The organism is Streptomyces subrutilus (assembly GCF_008704535.1).
Lineage (GTDB): Bacteria > Actinomycetota > Actinomycetes > Streptomycetales > Streptomycetaceae > Streptomyces > Streptomyces subrutilus.
In genome coordinates this window covers 5,980,739-5,998,950 of the sequence record NZ_CP023701.1, presented here as the reverse complement: position 1 = coordinate 5,998,950, position 18,212 = coordinate 5,980,739, and the positions used below count along the sequence as shown (strand labels likewise).

The 18,212-nt window shown below is 74.0% G+C and carries 17 protein-coding genes; 5 read left to right on the top strand and 12 right to left on the bottom strand.

Translation table 11 applies throughout. From position 1 onward, the window contains the following. Positions 1 to 34: 34 nt before the first annotated feature. Positions 35 to 1,228, bottom strand: coding sequence for an argininosuccinate synthase (locus CP968_RS26610; RefSeq protein ID WP_150520405.1), 1,194 nt, complete (start codon positions 1,226 to 1,228; stop codon positions 35 to 37). 190 nt (positions 1,229 to 1,418) lie between these two features. Here CP968_RS26610 and CP968_RS26605 point away from each other — a divergent pair, with 190 nt between their 5' ends. Continuing rightward, complete coding sequence (locus CP968_RS26605; protein ID WP_150520404.1) at positions 1,419 to 1,994, top strand: pyridoxamine 5'-phosphate oxidase family protein; 576 nt, start codon at positions 1,419 to 1,421, stop codon at positions 1,992 to 1,994. 6 nt (positions 1,995 to 2,000) lie between these two features. Continuing rightward, the gene (locus CP968_RS26600) at positions 2,001 to 2,696 is read left to right on the top strand and encodes a L,D-transpeptidase family protein (protein ID WP_373304115.1); all 696 of its coding nucleotides are present in this window, start codon (positions 2,001 to 2,003) and stop codon (positions 2,694 to 2,696) included. Between the two features lie 45 nt (positions 2,697 to 2,741). On the opposite strand, the gene CP968_RS26595 is transcribed toward CP968_RS26600, so the two are convergent. The 7 genes from CP968_RS26595 to CP968_RS26565 all read right to left on the bottom strand — a co-directional run bounded on the left by CP968_RS26595 (position 2,742) and on the right by CP968_RS26565 (position 11,064). Further along, complete coding sequence (locus CP968_RS26595) at positions 2,742 to 3,278, bottom strand: arginine repressor (RefSeq protein ID WP_150520402.1); 537 nt, start codon at positions 3,276 to 3,278, stop codon at positions 2,742 to 2,744. A 7-nt stretch (positions 3,279 to 3,285) separates the two neighbouring features. Continuing rightward, positions 3,286 to 4,491 (bottom strand): acetylornithine transaminase, encoded by a 1,206-nt coding sequence (locus tag CP968_RS26590; RefSeq protein ID WP_150520401.1) that lies wholly within the window; start codon positions 4,489 to 4,491, stop codon positions 3,286 to 3,288. Then, positions 4,488 to 5,462, bottom strand: a complete 975-nt coding sequence (gene argB / locus CP968_RS26585) for an acetylglutamate kinase (RefSeq protein ID WP_229886803.1) — start codon at positions 5,460 to 5,462, stop codon at positions 4,488 to 4,490. Before argB ends, CP968_RS26590 begins: the two co-directional genes overlap by 4 nt. Continuing rightward, on the bottom strand, positions 5,459 to 6,631 hold the full coding sequence (gene argJ, locus CP968_RS26580; RefSeq protein WP_150520400.1) for a bifunctional glutamate N-acetyltransferase/amino-acid acetyltransferase ArgJ: 1,173 nt from the start codon (positions 6,629 to 6,631) through the stop codon (positions 5,459 to 5,461). The genes argB and argJ overlap by 4 nt, the downstream gene beginning before the upstream one ends. Next, entirely contained in the window at positions 6,628 to 7,656 is a 1,029-nt protein-coding gene (gene argC, locus CP968_RS26575; protein ID WP_150520399.1) for an N-acetyl-gamma-glutamyl-phosphate reductase, read from the bottom strand. Before argC ends, argJ begins: the two co-directional genes overlap by 4 nt. Before the next feature lie 149 nt (positions 7,657 to 7,805). Beyond that, on the bottom strand, positions 7,806 to 9,281 hold the full coding sequence (rox, locus tag CP968_RS26570; RefSeq protein WP_150520398.1) for a rifampin monooxygenase: 1,476 nt from the start codon (positions 9,279 to 9,281) through the stop codon (positions 7,806 to 7,808). A gap of 343 nt (positions 9,282 to 9,624) precedes the next feature. Further along, complete coding sequence (locus tag CP968_RS26565) at positions 9,625 to 11,064, bottom strand: aminotransferase-like domain-containing protein (protein ID WP_150520397.1); 1,440 nt, start codon at positions 11,062 to 11,064, stop codon at positions 9,625 to 9,627. On the opposite strand from CP968_RS26565, the gene CP968_RS26560 reads away from it, so the two are divergent. After that, the gene (locus CP968_RS26560) at positions 11,063 to 12,085 is read left to right on the top strand and encodes a DMT family transporter (protein ID WP_150520396.1); all 1,023 of its coding nucleotides are present in this window, start codon (positions 11,063 to 11,065) and stop codon (positions 12,083 to 12,085) included. The genes CP968_RS26565 and CP968_RS26560 overlap by 2 nt on opposite strands. Before the next feature lie 57 nt (positions 12,086 to 12,142). Next, positions 12,143 to 12,340 carry a DUF1918 domain-containing protein gene (locus CP968_RS26555; RefSeq protein WP_150520395.1) on the top strand — a complete coding sequence of 66 codons (198 nt, stop codon included), beginning with the start codon at positions 12,143 to 12,145 and terminating at the stop codon, positions 12,338 to 12,340. Here the strand turns inward: CP968_RS26555 and CP968_RS26550 are convergent. Continuing rightward, the gene (locus tag CP968_RS26550) at positions 12,337 to 13,563 is read right to left on the bottom strand and encodes a glycoside hydrolase family 10-like protein (protein ID WP_150520394.1); all 1,227 of its coding nucleotides are present in this window, start codon (positions 13,561 to 13,563) and stop codon (positions 12,337 to 12,339) included. The two genes, CP968_RS26555 and CP968_RS26550, sit on opposite strands and share 4 nt — an antisense overlap. A 154-nt stretch (positions 13,564 to 13,717) precedes the next feature. On the opposite strand from CP968_RS26550, the gene CP968_RS26545 reads away from it, so the two are divergent. Continuing rightward, positions 13,718 to 14,620 carry a 3-hydroxybutyryl-CoA dehydrogenase gene (locus CP968_RS26545; protein WP_150520393.1) on the top strand — a complete coding sequence of 301 codons (903 nt, stop codon included), beginning with the start codon at positions 13,718 to 13,720 and terminating at the stop codon, positions 14,618 to 14,620. Here CP968_RS26545 and CP968_RS26540 read toward each other — a convergent pair. The 3 genes from CP968_RS26540 to CP968_RS26530 all read right to left on the bottom strand — a co-directional run bounded on the left by CP968_RS26540 (position 14,605) and on the right by CP968_RS26530 (position 18,163). After that, positions 14,605 to 15,138 carry an NUDIX hydrolase gene (locus CP968_RS26540; protein WP_373304113.1) on the bottom strand — a complete coding sequence of 178 codons (534 nt, stop codon included), beginning with the start codon at positions 15,136 to 15,138 and terminating at the stop codon, positions 14,605 to 14,607. The two genes, CP968_RS26545 and CP968_RS26540, sit on opposite strands and share 16 nt — an antisense overlap. Positions 15,139 to 15,199: 61 nt before the next feature. Continuing rightward, the gene (locus CP968_RS26535) at positions 15,200 to 16,540 is read right to left on the bottom strand and encodes an NsdA family TPR-like regulatory protein (protein WP_150520391.1); all 1,341 of its coding nucleotides are present in this window, start codon (positions 16,538 to 16,540) and stop codon (positions 15,200 to 15,202) included. Between the two features lie 417 nt (positions 16,541 to 16,957). Continuing rightward, positions 16,958 to 18,163, bottom strand: coding sequence for a PP2C family protein-serine/threonine phosphatase (locus tag CP968_RS26530; protein ID WP_373304112.1), 1,206 nt, complete (start codon positions 18,161 to 18,163; stop codon positions 16,958 to 16,960). Positions 18,164 to 18,212: the final 49 nt, after the last annotated feature.

Here is an 18,212-nt window from a genome sequence, read left to right as displayed (position 1 = left end):
AACGGGGAGCCGGCCGTGGTACTGCGGTAACGACTCAGGCGAGGTCGCGACGCGCCGCGATCTTCGAGGAGAGGCCGAAGATCTCGATGAAGCCCTGGGCCTTGGACTGGTCGAAGGTGTCGCCCGAGTCGTAGGTGGCGAGGTTGAAGTCGTACAGCGACTCGTCGGACTTCCGGCCGGTGACGACGGCGCGGCCGCCGTGCAGGGTCATCCGGATGTCGCCGGTGACGTGCTGGTTCGCCTCGTTGATGAAGCCGTCCAGGGCCCGCTTGAGCGGGGAGAACCACAGGCCGTCGTAGACCATCTCGCCCCAGCGCTGCTCGACCTGCCGCTTGTAGCGGGCCAGCTCGCGCTCGACGGTGACGTTCTCCAGCTCCTGGTGGGCCGTGATCAGCGCGATCGCACCCGGGGCCTCGTACACCTCGCGGGACTTGATGCCGACGAGGCGGTCCTCGACGATGTCGATCCGGCCGATGCCCTGGGCTCCGGCGCGCTCGTTGAGCTGCTGGATGGCCTGGAGGACGGTGACGGGCTTGCCGTCGATGGCGACCGGGACGCCGGCCTTGAAGGAGATGACGACCTCGTCGGCCTCGCGCGGGACGGCCGGGTTCGAGGTGTACTCGTAGATGTCCTCGATCGGCGCGTTCCAGATGTCCTCCAGGAAGCCCGTCTCGACGGCGCGACCGAAGACGTTCTGGTCGATGGAGTACGGGGACTTCTTGGTGGTCGCGATCGGCAGCTCGGCCTTCTCGGCGAAGGCGATGGCCTTGTCGCGGGTCATGGCGTAGTCGCGGACCGGGGCGATGCACTTGAGGTCGGGGCCGAGGGCGGCGATGCCGGCCTCGAAGCGGACCTGGTCGTTGCCCTTGCCGGTGCAGCCGTGGGCGACGATCGAGGCGCCGTGCTTGTTGGCGGCGGCGACGAGGTGCTTGACGATGGTCGGCCGGGAGAGCGCCGAGACCAGCGGGTACCGGTCCATGTAGAGGGCGTTGGCCTTGATCGCCGGGAGGCAGTACTCGTCGGCGAACTCGTCACGGGCGTCCGCGACCTCGGCTTCGACGGCACCGCAGGCGAGTGCGCGCTTGCGGATGACGTCCAGGTCCTCGCCGCCCTGGCCGACGTCCACGGCAACGGCGATGACCTCGGCGCCCGTCTCCTCGGCGATCCAGCCGATGGCGACGGAGGTGTCCAGGCCGCCCGAGTAGGCGAGTACGACGCGCTCGGTCACGGGTTTCTCCTTACGGTGCATTCAACGACAGGCATAACTATGCACTACTCCGTATGTTTCGTCAATCGCCCCTCCCTGCACCCGGGCTTCCGGGGCGTCTCGCGGGGCTCGGCGGGAGGGCTCGGGGGCGGCGGGTCTCGGAGAGTGGAATGGCGCGCCGGGCAGGGGGGTCCCGATCGACAATCGGCCCATGGGAAAGCTCTACGCACGCATCGACGGCCGCCTGCGCACGTTCATCGAGGAGCAGCCGGTCTTCTTCACCGCGACCGCGCCGCTCGCCGGCGACGGCCACGTCAACCTCTCCCCCAAGGGCCGCGCCGGGACGCTCGTCGTGGTCGACGAGCAGACGCTCGCCTACCTCGACTTCGGCGGCAGCGGCGCCGAGACGATCGCGCACGTGCGCGAGAACGGCCGGATCACCCTGATGTGGTGCGCGTTCAGCGGGCCGCCGAACATCGTGCGCATCCACGGCGAGGGCGAGGCGGTCTTCCGCGACGATCCCCGCTGGGACGGGCTGGTCGCCCTGTTCGGCGACGCCGACGGGCCGTCCGCCCGGGCGGTCATCGTGGTGCGCGCCCGCCGGATCGCCGACGTGTGCGGGTACGCCGTCCCGTTCATGGAGTACCGCGGCGAGCGGACCCTGCACGCGGAGCACTTCGGGCGCAAGAGCGACGAGGAGTTCGCGGAGTACTGCGAGAAGAAGGTCGGATCGAGCCTCGACGGCCTGCCTGCACTGCCGCTGCCCCTTCCGCCCCGTACCGTCTGACGTGTGCTGCGTACCGCTCTCGTCACCGGTTCCCTGATCGCCGCCGCCCTGCTGCCGCAGGCCCCGCACCGCGGCGTCCCGCTGCCCGACCTGCTCGCCGACACCGGCGGCGGCACCCAGCTGCTGACCGCCGTCGCGCCCGCGCCCGGGTCCACGACCGGCCGGCTCACCTGGTGGGACCGGCGCGCGGGCGGCTGGTACGAGGCCGGGAGCGCGGAGGCCCGCTTCGGGGCGAACGGGCTCACCGAGGGCGCGCGCCGCACACAGGGCACCGACACCACCCCGACGGGCCTGTACGACCTCCCGTACGCCTTCGGCATCCGTGAGGCGCCGGCCGGGACGGCCTACGGCTACCGACGGGTCACCGACCGCTCCTGGTGGTGCCAGGACAACGGCTCGGCGAGCTACAACCGCTGGGTTGAGCCGCTGCCCGCGGACTGCGCGCCGGGCGAGGCGGAGCACCTGGTGACGTACGCGGCGCAGTACGCGCACGCGCTGGTCATCGGCTTCAACTACGACCGGCCCGTCCGCGGCCGGGGCGCCGGCATCTTCCTGCACGCCAACGGCGCGGGGGCGACGGCCGGTTGCGTGTCCGTGCCCGAGGAGGTCATGCGCGCGCTGCTGCGCTGGGCGGACCCGGCCCGCGGCCCGCACATCGCGATCGGCACCGGGTCGGGGGAGCTGGCGGTCACCCGCTACTGAGCCCGCGGGCGGGCGCCGGACCCGGGACCCGACGGACCGCCCGGGCTAACCCTCCTTCTGGGCCAGGCGCAGCAGGTGGTCGGCGAGGGCCTGGCCGCCCGCCGGGTCCCGGCTGATGAGCATCAGCGTGTCGTCGCCGGCGATCGTGCCGAGGATCTCCTGGAGTTCGGCCTGGTCGATCGCCGAGGCCAGGAACTGCGCGGCCCCCGGCGGGGTGCGCAGGACCACCAGGTTCGCGGAGGCCTCCGCCGAGATCAGCAGCTCCCCGGAGAGGCGCCGCATGCGCTCCTCCTTCGCCGACTCCCCGAGGGGGGCCTGCGGGGTGCGGAATCCGCCCTCGCTGGGCACCGCGTAGATCAGCTCGCCGTTGGTGTTGCGGATCTTCACGGCGCCCAGCTCGTCGAGGTCGCGCGAGAGGGTCGCCTGCGTGACGCTCAGTCCGTCGTCGGCGAGCAGCTTGGCGAGCTGGCTCTGGGAGCGGACGGGCTGCCGGTTGAGGATGTCCACGATCCGGCGGTGGCGGGCGGTGCGGGTCTGCGGGACGGCCTGGCCGCCGTGCTCTGTGTCCTGCGCCTGACTCATCGTCGTCTCATTCTCCGGATCCGTCCCCGTCGGCTGCGTCGAGGATGCCGGGCAGGGCCTGGAGGAACGCGTCCAGCTCCGCCTCGGACAGTACGTACGGGGGCATGAGCCGTACGACGTCGGGGGCGGGCGCGTTGACCAGGAAGCCGGCTTCCCGAGCCGCCTGCTGCACCCGGGGTGCGAGGGGCTCGGTCAGCACGATACCCAGGAGCAGGCCCGCGCCGCGGACGTGGGAGACGAGCCGGTGCCCGGTGCCCTCGATGCCGGAGCGGAGCCGCTCGCCGCTCTCCTTGACCCGGTCGAGGAGTCCTTCCGCGACGATGGTGTCGATCACGGCGAGGCCGGCGGCGCAGGACACCGGGTTCCCGCCGAAGGTGGTGCCGTGCTGGCCGGGCCGGAGCAGGTCGGCGGCCGGGCCGAAGGCGGCCACGGCGCCGATCGGCAGCCCGCCGCCCAGCCCCTTGGCGAGGGTGACGAGGTCGGGCTCGACGCCCTCGTGGGCCTGGTGCTCGAACCACTGGCCGCAGCGGCCCATGCCGGTCTGGACCTCGTCGAGGACGAGCAGGGTGCCGGTGGCGCGGGTGATCTCGCGGGCGGCGGTCAGGTAGCCGGCGGGGGGCACCACGACACCGTTCTCGCCCTGGATCGGCTCGATGACGACGAGGGCCGTCTCCTCGGTGACGACGGCCCGCAGGGCCTCCACGTCGCCGTACGGGACGTGGGTGACGTCGCCGGGCAGCGGGAGGAAGGGGGTCTGCTTCGCCGGCTGGCCGGTGAGGGCGAGGGCGCCCATGGTGCGGCCGTGGAAGCCGCCCTCGGTGGCCACCATGTGGGTCCGGCCGGTCAGCCGGCCGATCTTGAAGGCGGCCTCGACGGCCTCGGCTCCGGAGTTGCAGAAGAAGACCCGGCCGGGGCGGCCGAAGAGCTGGAGCAGCCGTTCGCCGAGCGCCACGACCGGTTCGGAGACGAAGAGGTTGGAGACGTGCCCGAGGGTGGAGACCTGCCGGGTGACGGCCTCGACGATCGCCGGGTGGGCGTGGCCGAGGGCGTTGACGGCGATGCCTCCGACGAAGTCGGTGTACTGCGCGCCGTCCGCGTCCCAGACCTGCGCGCCCTCACCGCGTACGAGGGCCACCGCGGGGGTGCCGTAGTTGTCGGTCAGGGCGCCCTGCCAGCGGGCGGCGTACTCCTGGTTGCCCGTGTTCGCGGTCACTTCGCTCCCCCTTGCGGCGCGTCCGGCACGACCATCGTGCCGATTCCCTCGTCCGTGAAGATCTCCAGCAGGATCGAGTGCTGGACCCGCCCGTCGATGACGCGGGCGGTGGTGACGCCGTTGCGGACGGCGTGCAGGCAGCCCTCCATCTTGGGGACCATGCCGCTGGACAGCTCGGGCAGCAGCTTCTCCAGCTCGCTGACGGTGAGCCGGCTGATGACCTCGTCGCTGTGCGGCCAGTCGGCGTACAGGCCCTCGACGTCGGTGAGGACCATCAGGGTCTCGGCCCCGAGCGCGGCGGCGAGCGCGGCGGCGGCCGTGTCCGCGTTGACGTTGTAGACGTGGTGGTCGTCGGCGCTGCGGGCGATGGAGGAGATGACCGGGATCCGGCCGTCGGCCAGCAGGGCCTCGATGGCGCCGGTGTTGATCTCGGTGATCTCGCCGACCCGGCCGATGTCGACGAGCTCGCCGTCGATCTGCGGGCTGTGCTTGGTGGCGGTGATGGTGTGCGCGTCCTCGCCGGTCATGCCGACGGCGAGGGGGCCGTGCTCGTTGAGCAGCCCGACCAGCTCGCGCTGCACCTGGCCGGCCAGGACCATCCGTACGACGTCCATGGCCTCCGGGGTGGTGACGCGCAGTCCCGCCTTGAACTCGCTGATCAGGCCCTGCTTGTCGAGCTGGGCGTTGATCTGGGGGCCGCCGCCGTGGACGACGACGGGCTTGAGGCCGGCGTGGCGCAGGAAGACCACGTCCTGGGCGAAGGCCGCCTTGAGGTCCTCGTCGATCATGGCGTTGCCGCCGAACTTGACGACGACGACCTTGCCGTTGTGGCGGGTGAGCCAGGGCAGCGCCTCGATGAGGATCTGCGCCTTCGGCAGCGCGGTGTGCTTGCGCGCGGTGCCGGCGGCGCCGGCCGCGTCCGTGCCGGGCTGGTCGCTGCCGGGCTGTCCGGCCTTCTCGTCGGCGCTCATGAGCTGTACGCGCTGTTCTCGTGGACGTACTCGGCGGTCAGGTCGTTGGCCCAGATGACGGCGGACTCGGTGCCGGCGGACAGGTCGGCGGTGATGCGCACCTCGCGGTCCTTCATGCTCACCAGGTCGCGGTCCTCGCCGACGGATCCGTTGCGGCAGACCCATACGCCGTTGATGGCCACGTTCAGCCGGTCCGGGTCGAAGGCCGCCCTGGTGGTGCCGATGGCGGACAGCACCCGGCCCCAGTTGGGGTCCTCGCCGTGGATGGCGCACTTGAGCAGGTTGTTGCGGGCGATGGACCGGCCGACCTCGACCGCGTCGTCCTCGCTGGCCGCGCCGACGACCTCGATGCGGATGTCCTTGCTGGCGCCCTCGGCGTCGCCGATGAGCTGGCGGGCGAGATCGTCGCAGACGGACCGTACGGCTTCGGCGAACTCCTCGTGGCCCGGGACCCGGCCGGAGGCGCCGGAGGCGAGCAGCAGCACCGTGTCGTTGGTGGACATGCAGCCGTCGGAGTCGACCCGGTCGAAGGTGGTCCGCGTCGCGTCGCGCAGGGCCTTGTCGAGGGTGCCGCTGTCCAGGTCGGCGTCGGTGGTGAGGACGACGAGCATGGTGGCGAGGCCGGGGGCGAGCATGCCCGCGCCCTTGGCCATGCCGCCGACGGTCCAGCCGTCCCCGGAGGCCGTGGCGGTCTTGTGCACCGTGTCGGTGGTCTTGATGGCGACGGCGGCGGCCTCGCCGCCGTCGGCGGAGAGGGCGGCCGCGGCGGTCTCGATGCCCGGCAGCAGCTTGTCCATCGGCAGCAGGACGCCGATCAGGCCGGTCGAGGCGACGGCGATCTCGCCGGCGTTGAACTCCCCGCCCGGCACGTGGGCGCCGAGGACCTCGGCGACCTTCTCGGCCGTGGCGTGGGTGTCCTGGAAGCCCTTGGGGCCGGTGCAGGCGTTGGCGCCGCCGGAGTTCAGCACGACCGCGCCGACGGTGCCGCCGCGCAGGACCTGCTCGGACCAGTGCACCGGCGCCGCCTTGACGCGGTTGGAGGTGAAGACGCCCGCGGCGGCCAGACGCGGCCCGTGGTTGACCACGAGGGCCAGGTCCGGGTTGCCGTTTGCCTTGATCCCGGCGGCGATGCCCGCTGCCGTGAACCCCTGTGCTGCCGTGACGCTCACGGTGCGACTCCGATCGTGGAAAGCCCGAGCTGCTCGGGGAGCCCGAGGGCGATGTTCATGCTCTGCACCGCGCCGCCGGCGGTGCCCTTGGTCAGGTTGTCGATGGCGCTGACGGCGATGATCCGCCGGGCGGAGGGGTCGTGGGCGACCTGGATGTGGACGGCGTTGGAACCGTGGACGGACTTGGTCGCCGGCCACTGGCCTTCGGGGAGCAGCTGGACGAAGGGCTCGTCCGCGTACGCCTTCTCGTAGGCGGCGCGCAGCGACTCGGCCGTGGTGCCCGGCAGGGCCTTGGCGGAGCAGGTGGCGAGGATGCCGCGGGCCATGGGCACGAGGGTCGGCGTGAACGAGACGGAGACGGGCCGCCCGGCCACCGGGGAGAGGTTCTGCACCATCTCGGGGGTGTGGCGGTGGACGCCGCCGACGCCGTACGGGGTGACGGAGCCCATGACCTCGGCGCCGAGGAGGTTGGTCTTGAGGGCCTTGCCCGCACCCGAGGTGCCGGTGGCGGCGACGATCACGGCCTCGGGCTCGGCGAGGTGTTCCGCGTAGGCGGGGAAGAGGGCGAGGGAGACGGCGGTGGGGAAGCAGCCGGGTACGGCGACCCGCTTGGACCCGGCCAGCGCGGCGCGGGCGCCGGGCAGCTCGGGGAGGCCGTAGGGCCAGGTCCCGGCGTGCGGGGCGCCGTAGAACCGGTCCCAGTCGGCGGAGTCGCGCAGCCGGTGGTCCGCGCCCATGTCGATCACGAGCACGTCGTCCCCGAGCTGCGCGGCGACGGCGGCGGACTGGCCGTGCGGCAGGGCGAGGAATACGACATCATGTCCCGCGAGGACCTCGGGCGTGGTCGCCTCCAGGGTCCGCCCGGCGAGCGGGCCGAGGTGCGGCTGGAGGGAGCCCAGCGACTGCCCGGCGTTGGAGTTCCCGGTCAGCGCGCCGATCTCCGCCTCGGGGTGCGAGAGCAGCAGACGCAGGACTTCCCCGCCCGCGTACCCGCTCGCTCCGGCCACCGCTACACGTACTGCCATCGGACCCTCCTCGTCGATGGCATGACTATACGTACCCTTGCAGGTTTATGCAAAGATGTCTCCCGATCCGGCGGGCGGCCTGGAGAAGCGAAGACGGCGGCCGGGCCCGGCGCCGGTACGGGCGCGGCAGGGCGGCGGACCGCGGGCGCTCAGACGGTGGCTGCGCCGAACCACCGGGGCAGGCGGGCGCGCAGGTCCCGCTGGTCGTCGCCGACCCAGGCCACGTGGCCGTCTGGCCGCAGCAGCACCGCGGGCGCGCCCCGTTCCTCCAGCTCCCGGCTGACGGCCACGACGTGGTCGACCCGGTCCGCCCAGCCCGCCACCGAGAGCCGGCCGGTCTGGTCCAGCAGCAGTCCGCGGCCGCCGTGCATCAGCCCGTAGAGGCGGCCCCGGTCCAGCTCCACGTCGCGCAGCCGCCGGCCGAGCAGGGGGTGCCCGGACCCGCCCGACTCACCCGACTCGCCCGAGTCACCCGACTCGCCGAAGTCGTAGCGGACCGAGATCGCGGTGATCTTCTCGATCAGGTGCCGGTTGACCTCCTCGAACTCCACCAGCTCCGACAGCAGTCGGCGCACGGCCCGCGGCCCCGGCCCGGTCGAGAGCAGCTCCATCTGCGCACGGGTGTTCTCCAGCACGTCGGCGGCCACCGGGTGCCGTTCCTCGTGGTAGCTGTCCAGCAGTCCCCGGGGCGCCCAGCCGTTGACCTCGGCGGCCAGCTTCCAGCCGAGGTTGAACGCGTCCTGGATGCCGAGGTTGAGCCCCTGCCCGCCGGTCGGCGGATGGACGTGCGCCGCGTCTCCGGCCAGCAGCACCCGGCCGACCCGGTAGCGCTCCGCCAGCCGGGTCGCGTCCCCGAAGCGGGAGAGCCAGCGCGGGGAGTGGACGCCGAGGTCGGTGCCCGCGTACGCCCGCAACTGCCGTTTGAACTCGTCGAGGGTCGGCGCGGCCGTGCGGTCCCGCGCCACCCCCTCGGCGGGCACGATCACCCGGTACACCCCGTCCCCCTCCGGGATGGCGCCGAACCGGCGCTCGGTCAGGCGGACCTGGGCCGTCACGGCGGCCAGCGTCTCGGGCGGTACGCCCAGCTCCATGTCGCCGAGCAGCGTCTCGACCCGGGAGGGCTCCCCGGGGAAGCCGACGCCGAGCCGCGTGCGCACCGTGCTGCGGCCGCCGTCGCAGCCGACGAGGTAGCGCGAGCGCAGCCGGGTGCCGTCGGCCAGCACCACGTCCACCCCTTCCCCGTCCTGGTCGAGCGCGGCCAGTTCGCTGCCGCGCCGTATCTCGGCGCCGAGTTCGGTGGCGTGCTCGGTCAGCAGCCGCTCGGTGACCAGCTGCGGGACGGCCAGGACGTACGCGTGCGAGGTGTCCAGCCGGGCGGGCCACTCCCTGCCGATCCCGGCGAAGAAGCCGCCGGCCGCGACCCGCCGGCCGAGCGGCAGGAACCGCTCCAGCAGGCCGCGCTGGTCCATCACCTCGACGCTGCGCGCGTGCAGGCCGCGCGCCCGGGACCGCTCCGGCGGCCGCGCCTCCTTCTCCAGTACGAGCACGCCCACCCCGTGCAACCGCAGTTCGGCGGCCAGCATCAGGCCGGTCGGACCGCCGCCGGCGATGATCACGTCCCTCATGACGTCCCTTCCACCAGGTCGTGGCAGCGCCGGCCGCCCAGGGACGATCCACCCGTGGCGCGACGAAACCGCAGCTATCGCGCGAACGCCTGATTTCGCCAGGTTCCCGCCTCGGTCGGAGATTCTTCACCACCCCCGGGGCCTTGCCGCAAGGCCCCCTGCCCGCTATACCTTGAAAGTGGCAAGGAGCGGCTGACCTCCTTGCCCTTCTTCATGTCCGCCTCCGTGTCCGCCTCCGTGTCCGCCTCCCGCAGCGGGTGGCCGACCCGGGCGTCCGGGTCGACGTACGCCCCGCAGCCCCGCTCCACGTCGCGGGCGACCCGGAGCGGTACGGACGGGCGCTTCACGAGGGTTTCGTCCCCGCCGGGCCGGTCCGCAGCCGCCGTACGGCCTCCACCAGATCGGCCGGGCCGGCCACCCCGGCGAAGCTCATCCGTACGTACGGAGCGGGCGGTTCCGCGCAGAAGTAGGGCCGTCCGGGCGCGACCGCGACCCCGGCGCGCAGGGCGGCCGCCGCCAGCGCGGTGTCGTCTCCCCCGCCGGCGGAGCGGACCCACAGCTGGAAGCCGCCGGAGGGCGGGTGGGGCGGCTCCAGGCCGGGCAGCTCGCGGCGCAGCGCCCCGGTCAGGACGTCCCGGCGGTGGCGCAGCTCGGCGGCGACGGTGCGCAGGTGGCGCGGCCACGCGGGGGCGCCGACCAGTTCGAGCGCGGCCTCCTGGAGCGGCCTGGGCACGAAGAAGCTGTCCACGACCTGGATGGCGCGCAGCCGGTCGACGACGGGACCGCGCGCGGCGAGGGCGCCCACCCGCAGGCTGGGCGAGGTGGACTTGGTCAGCGACCGCACGTGGACGACGACCCCGTCGGGGTCCTCGGCGGCCAGGGTCGCGGGCAGCGGGCCCGCGTCCTCGTGGCCCAGGTAGCGGGCGTAGTCGTCCTCGACCACGAAGGCGCCGGCGGCGCGGGCGGTCCGCAGGACCTCGGCCCGGCGCCCGGGGGCCAGCACCGTCCCGGTCGGGTTCTGGAACAGCGGCTGGCAGACGAAGACGCGCGCGCCGGTGGCCTCGAAGGCCGCGGCCAGCAGCTCCGGCCTGACCCCTTCGGCGTCCACCGGTACGGGTACGGGCCGGCAGCCCGAGGCGCGGGCGATGGCCAGCAGCCCGGGATAGGTGGGCGACTCCACGAGGATCGGGGCCCCGGGCGGGGCGAGCGCCCGCAGGGCCGTGGCCAGCGCGCTCTGCCCGCCCGCGGTGACCAGGACGTCGGCGGCGCCGAGGGTGCCGCCGATCTCGCGGGCGAACCAGTCGCGGAGCTCGGGCAGCCCCTCGACGGGCGGCCGGCCCCAGGCCCCGGGTCGCCGCCCGGCCCGGGCCAGCGCGGCCGCCATGGCGCGCTCGGGCTGGAGGGAGGAGTGCAGGTAGCCGCCGCTGAGTTCGATCACCCCGGACGGCGCGGTGGCGAGCGAGCTCAGCACTCCGGTGGCGTCGACGGAGCGGGGGACGACCTCGCCGGCCCCCTCCGCACTGAGGGCGACCTCCTGCCAGGAGGTGTCCCCGGCCGCGGGGGCGGCCGTGCGCGGCCGGGCGCGGAAGACGCCGGAGCCGGGCCGGGTGACGACGAGGCCCTCGGCCGCGAGCTGGGCGAGCGCCCGGGAGACGGTGACGGGGCTGACCCGGTAGCGCTCGACCAGGGCCCTGCTCGACGGGAGCTTTCCACCTACCGAGTAGCGGTCGAGCTCCGACCGCAGGGATTCGGCCAGGTCCACCACACTGCTACGCTCGTACATGACAGCAGATAATAGCGCTACCCTCCCGGCTTCGATAGCGGTCGAGGACTCCGCGCAGAACCCGGCGACCGGTTCCACCACCGCGTCCACGAGCCCGCCCGCGAACACCTCCGCGACCGCGGACGCCTCCGCGAACACTTCCGCGGCCGTCTCCGCGAGCGGAGCCGGGGGACGCCGGGGCACCGTCCTGGCCTCGCTCGGGGTCGTCGCCTTCTCGCTGACCTTCCCCGCGACCGCCTGGGGCCTGGAGAGCTTCGGCCCCTGGTCCCTCGTCTCCCTGCGCAGCGTCCTGGCGGCCGTGATCGCCGGCGCCTTCCTGCTGGCCGTACGGGTCCCGCTGCCCGACCGCGCGCACTGGGCGGGTCTGGCCGTCGTCGCCGCCGGGGTGGTCGTGGGCTTCCCGCTGCTGACCACCCTCGCCCTGACGACCTCCACCACCTCGCACGCCGCCGTCGTCGTCGGCCTGCTCCCCCTGACCACGGCCGTGTTCTCCGCGCTGCGCACCGGGGCCCGCCCCTCGCGCCGGTTCTGGGGGGCGGCCGTCGCCGGGGCCGCGGTGGTGCTCGGCTTCACCGTGGCGCAGAGCGGCGGTGCGCTGTCGGCCGGGGACGCGTACCTGTTCGGGGCGCTGCTGGTGTGCGCCGCCGGGTACACGGAGGGCGGGCGGCTGGCCCGGGTGCTGCCCGGGTGGCAGGTGATCGGCTGGGCGCTGGTGCTGTGCCTGCCGCTCAGCCTGGCCGGCACCGCGTTGGGGCTGGCGTACGAGCCGGTGCGCCTGGGCGCCCACGGCCTGATCGGACTGGTGTGGGCGGCGGCCGGCTCCACCTTCCTCGGCCTGTACGTCTGGTACCGCGGCATGGCGGAGATCGGCGCCCCGCGGGCCAGTCAGCTCCAGCTCGCGCAGCCGCTGCTGACGCTGGTCTGGTCGGTGGCGCTGCTGGGCGAACGCCTGTCCCCCGCCGCACCGGTGGCGGCCTGCGCGGTGCTGGTCTGCATCGCCCTGACCCAGCGGGTCAAATAGCCGCGCACCGTCCTAAACTTCCAGTACCGGATCGGACCGCCACCGAGGAGGTCAGTCATGCGAGCGACCGAGGGCGACCAGCTGGTGCAGCACGGCAGGATCGTCGGACAGCAGGACAAGGTGGGAGAGATCACCCAGGTGCTCGGGGACGACGGAACGCCTCCGTACCGGGTGCGCTTCCAGGACGGGCACGAGGCGCTGATGGCCCCCGGACCCGACTGCACGGTCCGCCACCCCGGCGGACACCCGCGCTAGCGCGGGGGAACCGCCGTCCGGTAGTGGTCGGCGACCACCCGGGCCATCGCCCCGTTGGGGTCCGCGACCACCTGGCCGGCCGAGAACCAGACGTGGCCGCGGACCTCCGGGTACCGGCGGGCGAGGCTCACGTGCCGCGACAGCTCGGCCGGGGCGCGCCAGGCCTCGGTGGGGCTGTTCGCGTCGGAGCGGTAGAGCGCCTCCCCCACGTACAGGTCGACGCCGGTGCCCCGGACCGCGCCCGCCCACCAGGGGACGAGGGCCGCGTAGTCGGCGGTCGGGTGCCCGATCTGCCAGTACACCTGCGGCGCGATGTAGTCGATCCATCCCTCGGTGACCCACTTGCGGGTGTCGGCGTACAGGTCGTCGTACGTGGCCACGCCGGCCCGGGTCGGCGAACCGGCCGGGTCCCGGTCGGAGTTGCGCCAGACGCCGAAGGGGCTGATGCCGAAGCGGGTCGCCGGCCGCACCGTGCGCAGCCGCTCGGACATCTCGCGGACCAGGGCGTCGGTGTTGTGCCGGCGCCAGTCGGCGCGCGAGGCGAAGCCGGGGCCGTACCGCCGGAAGGCGTCGTCGTCGTCGAAGCGCTGGCCGGCCACCGGGTAGGGGTAGAAGTAGTCGTCCCAGTGCACCGCGTCCACGGGGTAGCGGGCGACGGCGTCGAGCATCGCGTCCTGGACGAAGCGGCGCACCTCGGGCAGGCCGGGGTTGTAGTAGAGCTTCCCGCCGTAGGCGACGGTCCAGCCGGGGTTGCGGCGGGCCGGGTGCCAGGACACCAGCCGGGCGGGGTCGGTGTGGTTGGCGACGCGGTACGGGTTGAACCAGGCGTGCAGTTCCAGGCCGCGCGCGTGCGCCTCGGCGACGGCGGTGCCCAGCGGGTCCCAGCCCGGGTCGGCGCCCTGCTGCCCGGTCAGCCACTGCGACCAGGGCTCCAGCGGCGAGGGCCACAGCGCGTCGGCCGCCGGACGGACCTGGAGGACCACGGCGTTGAGGCGCCGGCGGACCGCCGTGTCGAGCAGGGACAGCAGTTCGGCGCGCTGCTGCGCGGCGGGCAGTCCGGGGGCGGAGGGGAAGTCGACGTTGAGCACCGAGGCGACCCACATGCCCCGGAACTCGGCGCCGCCCGCCCGCCCCGCCGCCCGGGCCGGCCCCGCGCCCGCGACCGACGCCGCCACCACTGCCGCGGCTCCCGCCAGCAGCCCCCGCCGTCCGATGTGCTTCATGTGACGACTCCGTTCCGTTGCGTGACATCCCTCTGCGTCCGCCCAGCATGCCCGCCCCGGCCCGCCACCGGGGGCAAGGTCGGGGGTAACGTCGGGGGGCGTGGCGGGCGCCGGGACGCAGTGACCACTGCCGAGCACGGGGGACCCGCGATGGATGAGCAGCGAAAGGCACGATGTGACGGACCTCTCTACCCTCCCGACCGACATCGCTCGCGTCGGCGTAGTGGGCTGCGGCCAGATGGGCGCGGGCATCGCGGAGGTGTGCGCCCGCAGCGGTCTTGAGGTGATGGTCGCCGAGACCACCGGCGAGGCCCTGGAGATCGGGCGCACCCGGCTGCACAACTCCCTGATGAAGGCCGCCGAACGCGGCAAGATCAGCGAAGAGGAACGGGACGCCACCCTGGCCCGCCTCACCTTCACCACCGACCTCGGCGAGTTCGCCGACCGCGACCTCGTCATCGAGGCCGTCGTCGAGAACGAGCAGGTCAAGACGGAGATCTTCCAGGTCCTCGACCAGGTGATCACCCGGCCGGACGCGATCCTCGCGTCCAACACCTCCTCGATCCCGCTGGTCAAGCTGGCCGTGGCCACCTCGCGGCCCGACCAGGTCATCGGCATCCACTTCTTCAACCCGGCCCCGGTGCAGCAGCTCGTCGAGCTGATCCCCGCGCTGACCACGGGCGAGGAGACCGTCAAGCGCGCCGAGGCCCTGGTGCGGGACGTGCTGGGCAAGCACGCGATCCGCGCCCAGGACCGTTCCGGCTTCGTGGTCAACGCGCTGCTCATCCCGTACCTGCTGTCCGCGATCCGGATGTTCGAGTCGGGCATCGCGAGCCGCGAGGACATCGACAACGGCATGGAGCTGGGCTGCGCCCACCCGATGGGCCCGCTGAAGCTGGCGGACCTGATCGGCCTGGACACCGTGGCCTCGGTGGCGGACTCCATGTACGCCGAATTCAAGGAGCCGCTGTACGCCGCTCCCCCGCTGCTCCAGCGGATGGTCGACGCGGGCCGCCTCGGCCGCAAGACCGGTTCGGGCTTCTACCCGTACGGCTGACCCAGCCGCAGGTGGTGCAGCAGGAGGAGCCCGGCCGCCATGTTGGCGGCCGGGACCTCCCCGCGCGCGATCAGGTCCGGGACGAGGGTGAGCGGCACCCACTCCCTGCGCGAGGACTCGAAGTCGTCCTCGGGATGGCCCGTGTAGGTCGCCCCGTCCGCCCAGTAGAGGTGGTGGCGGGCGTCGGTCAGCCCGTTGGACGGCTCCACGGTCATCAGGTGGTGCAACGGTCCGGGCCGCCAGCCCGACTCCTCCTCCATCTCCCGCGCGGCCGCCGTCTCGACGGACTCGCCGTCCTCGACGACCCCGGCGGGCAGTTCCCAGCCCCAGCTGTCGGTGATGAAGCGGTGCCGCCACAGCAGCAGCACCTCGTTGGCCTCGTTGACGGCCGTGGCGACGGCCACCGGGCGCAGCCGGATCACGAAGTGGTCCAAGTGCCGGCCGTCGGGGAGTTCGACATCGGCGAGGTTCACATCGAACCAGCGGTTCTTGTACACGGTCTGCTCACTCAGGTTCATCCACTGCACGTTTCTGCCACCTTCCGATCGGTTGGTGGCAACATGGCAGCAGCTCGGCCGGTCACAGGGGAACGCGCAACGCCCCGTCGATGAGCAGCGCGGTCTCCCGCGCGTCGGAACAACCGCTGGTCAGAAGCTGTGCGCGGACCGTTCGCAGTCGGTCGCGCAGGCGCAGCGACTCCATCCCCTTCGCGCGCTCGGCCATCTCGGCCGCCGCCGCGACCGCCCGGTCCGCCTCCCCCTGCCGCAGCTGGATCTCGCACAGCATCGCCAGCCGGTGCACCCGGCCCCGGTCGTGCGCCGGAGTGCCGACGGCCGCGGTCGCCTGCTCGTGCGCCGCGTCGAGCTCCCCCAGGCTGAGCAGCGCCTCGGCGACCTGGACGTTGACCAGCCCGGGCTGCACGTAGCCGGTCTCGTCCGGCTCGGTGCCCGGCCGGATGCGCTCCGCGGCCGCCTCGGCCCGCCGGATGCACTCCAGCGCCGCCCGGTCGTCGCCGAGCCGGGCGTACGCCTTGGCCTGCATCGCGTACAGGTCGGCGGCCAGCGCGGGCGTGGTGTGCCGGCCCGCGGCGCGCAGCGCGGCCTCCGCGAAGGCCACGGCCTGGCGGTACTCCCGCAGGTGCAGGGACTGGTTGACGATCAGGGCGATGACGTACGCCCCGAGCCCGCGGTCCCCGCTCGACTTGGCCAGGCGCAGTGCCTGGTGGAAGTAGCGCTGGGCCAGCCCGTGCGCGTCCGAGTCGTACGCGCAGATCCCGGCCACCGCCACGAGGGAGCCGGTGGCCCGGTGCAGCGGGCGGCCGACTCCGTCGGAGTAGCTCCCGCGCAGCAGGGGCGCGGTCTCGCTGCCGAGGAAGCGGACGATGCGGTCCCGGGTCGCCACACCGCCCGCCCGGCGGTACATGAGCTCGTAGTGCGAGCGGGCGGCCCGCAGGATCTCGATGTGCTCGGGGCCGATCCGGCGCGGGCCCTCGCGCGAGACGTCGGCGTCCTCGGGCGGGTTCTCCCACTCCCAGACCGGGATGACGGCGGGCGTCCCGGTGACGGCCCCGGCGGTGAGCAGCTGGGGCCGGGCCTGTACGTCGGAACGCCACAGGGCGGCGGCCCGGTCGACGAACCCGCTCAGCGGCGAACCGTCCGGCGACGCGGGCAGACCGGGCAGGCCCAGGCCGATGTCGTCGAGCGCGAGCGGCCGCCCGAGCCGGCCACCGATCACCTCGCAGATCAGGTCGGGCACCTGGCCGCGCGGGCGCTGACCCTTCAACCACCGTGCGACGGCGGTGTGTTCGTAGCGCAGGGCGAGCCCGCGGGCGCGGCCCGCCTGGTTCACGTACGCGGCGAGTCCGGCGTGGGACAGGCCCGCCTCCGCGAGGAGTGCGTCGAGCAGGACATTGGGCTGCATGGGCCGCTCCCGGGGCTCGTCGGACACAGGCTAGTGGCTGCGCGGCCCGCGCACGGGGCGGTGCGGCCAATTCGGCCGGGGCGGGCCGTGCTCCCTCCGCACGCGGTGCGCGGGGTCCGCTTCACCCGGGGTGTGCGGTGCCCGATTCACACGGGGTGTGAACTTCGTACGCGCATAAATGCGATCCACACGCTGCCGACGAGAGGCCCGGGGGCGCTTCACTTAAGGGCCTCGCCAAGAGGCGGCCCGGGTCGTCGGCTCCCCCTCGTACAGTGCGACGACCCGTCACCGCACCGCCCGCCCTGCTGTCTGCCCGACACTCCACGGCAGGGCGGGCGGTGCGTCCGGTTCCGCCGGCGCCCGGTCGGTCACCGGGCCCGGCGGCTCCGGCCGGGCGGGGGGCGTTGGACGGGCCCGTCAGGCTCGGTCGTCGCGGAGCACCAGCAGGGCGACGTCGTCGGCGAGCCGGCCGCCGGTGTGCCGCAGCAGAGCGGTGTGCACGCCCGCCACCAGCCGCGCGGGCGTGAGCGCCGGCCGCGCCGCGGCCAGGACGCGCCGCAGCGGGAAGAACCGCCCCGCCGCGTCCCGGGCGTCCTCCGCGCCGTCGGTGTGCAGGAACAGCGTCTGGCCCGGCCGCAGTTCCCCGCACGCCCGCGCCCGGGCGTCCGGCGGCACGGGCAGCACCCCGAGCGGCGGCATGGTCTCCCCGCCGTCCAGCTGCGTCACGCGCATGCGCGGACGTACGGGCCTCCTCCCCGGCGGCGGCCGCCCGGCCCCGGACCGCCCACCGGCGGCGCCGACCGCCGCGGGCACCGCCCCGCACGGCTCGCGGACCGGCGCCGGGTACAGCAGGTAGGGCCAGGGGTGGCCGCAGTTGAGGGCCAGCAGGGAGCCGTCCCGGCCGATCTGGAGCAGCAGGACCGTCACGAACTCCTCGGCCGCCGACGGCTGCGGCCCGCCCGGGCCGGACGGGCCGACGGGCTGGTGCTCGGCCCTGGCCCGGTCGCGCACGTGGCGGCCCAGGGCCCGTTCCATCCGGCGCAACACCCCGACCAGGAACACCTCGTCGTGGGCGGCCTCGCGGAACGCGCCGAGCACGGCCGCCGCGGCGCCCAGCGCGGGCAGCCCGTGGCCCCGTACGTCGCCGATGACCACCCGCAGCCCGTACGCCGTGGACACCGCCTCGTACAGGTCGCCGCCCACCGCCGCGCCCCGGCTCGCGGAGAGCTGCGCGGCGGCCACGGCCAGACCGTCGATGCGCTCGGGCAGGGGCCGCAGCAGGGCCCGCTGCGCGGCACACGCGATCTCCTGCGAGCGGCGCAGTTCCGCGCGCAGGCCGCGCCGCATGTGCAGGGTGCAGCCGGTGGCCAGCAGCAGGAAGGCCGCGCAGCTGGCCAGGCTCGACACCAGCCGTCCCGGGGTGAACAGCTCCCAGCACACCGCGACGCCGCCCCAGGCCACGACGCCCGCCCGGCGGGCCCGGCGGGCCCGGCCCCGCCTGCGGCCCGGCACGACGATCGCGCCCGGGGCGCGCCGGGCGCGCGGGACCCGGTCCGCCGGTCCGTGCCCGGCTGCCGGCGGGACGCGCCTGCGGCGTTGTCGTCGGTCGCCGATGCTCCGCATGGACTCCCCCCTCGGCCGCAACGATTGTGCCGACCGGCCCCCGGGGCGC

Coding starts and splice junctions, on each gene's coding strand:
- CP968_RS26605 (WP_150520404.1), top strand. CDS start 1,419: ATGGGAAAGCTCTACGCACGCATCGACGGCCGCCTGCGCACGTTCATC.
- argC (WP_150520399.1), bottom strand. CDS start 7,656: ATGGCAGTACGTGTAGCGGTGGCCGGAGCGAGCGGGTACGCGGGCGGG.
- CP968_RS26595 (WP_150520402.1), bottom strand. CDS start 3,278: ATGAGTCAGGCGCAGGACACAGAGCACGGCGGCCAGGCCGTCCCGCAG.
- CP968_RS26545 (WP_150520393.1), top strand. CDS start 13,718: ATGAGCAGCGAAAGGCACGATGTGACGGACCTCTCTACCCTCCCGACC.
- CP968_RS26555 (WP_150520395.1), top strand. CDS start 12,143: ATGCGAGCGACCGAGGGCGACCAGCTGGTGCAGCACGGCAGGATCGTC.
- CP968_RS26550 (WP_150520394.1), bottom strand. CDS start 13,563: ATGAAGCACATCGGACGGCGGGGGCTGCTGGCGGGAGCCGCGGCAGTG.
- CP968_RS26530 (WP_373304112.1), bottom strand. CDS start 18,163: ATGCGGAGCATCGGCGACCGACGACAACGCCGCAGGCGCGTCCCGCCG.
- rox (WP_150520398.1), bottom strand. CDS start 9,281: ATGAGGGACGTGATCATCGCCGGCGGCGGTCCGACCGGCCTGATGCTG.
- argB (WP_229886803.1), bottom strand. CDS start 5,462: ATGAGCGCCGACGAGAAGGCCGGACAGCCCGGCAGCGACCAGCCCGGC.
- CP968_RS26560 (WP_150520396.1), top strand. CDS start 11,063: ATGACAGCAGATAATAGCGCTACCCTCCCGGCTTCGATAGCGGTCGAG.
- CP968_RS26540 (WP_373304113.1), bottom strand. CDS start 15,138: ATGAACCTGAGTGAGCAGACCGTGTACAAGAACCGCTGGTTCGATGTG.
- CP968_RS26535 (WP_150520391.1), bottom strand. CDS start 16,540: ATGCAGCCCAATGTCCTGCTCGACGCACTCCTCGCGGAGGCGGGCCTG.
- CP968_RS26565 (WP_150520397.1), bottom strand. CDS start 11,064: ATGTACGAGCGTAGCAGTGTGGTGGACCTGGCCGAATCCCTGCGGTCG.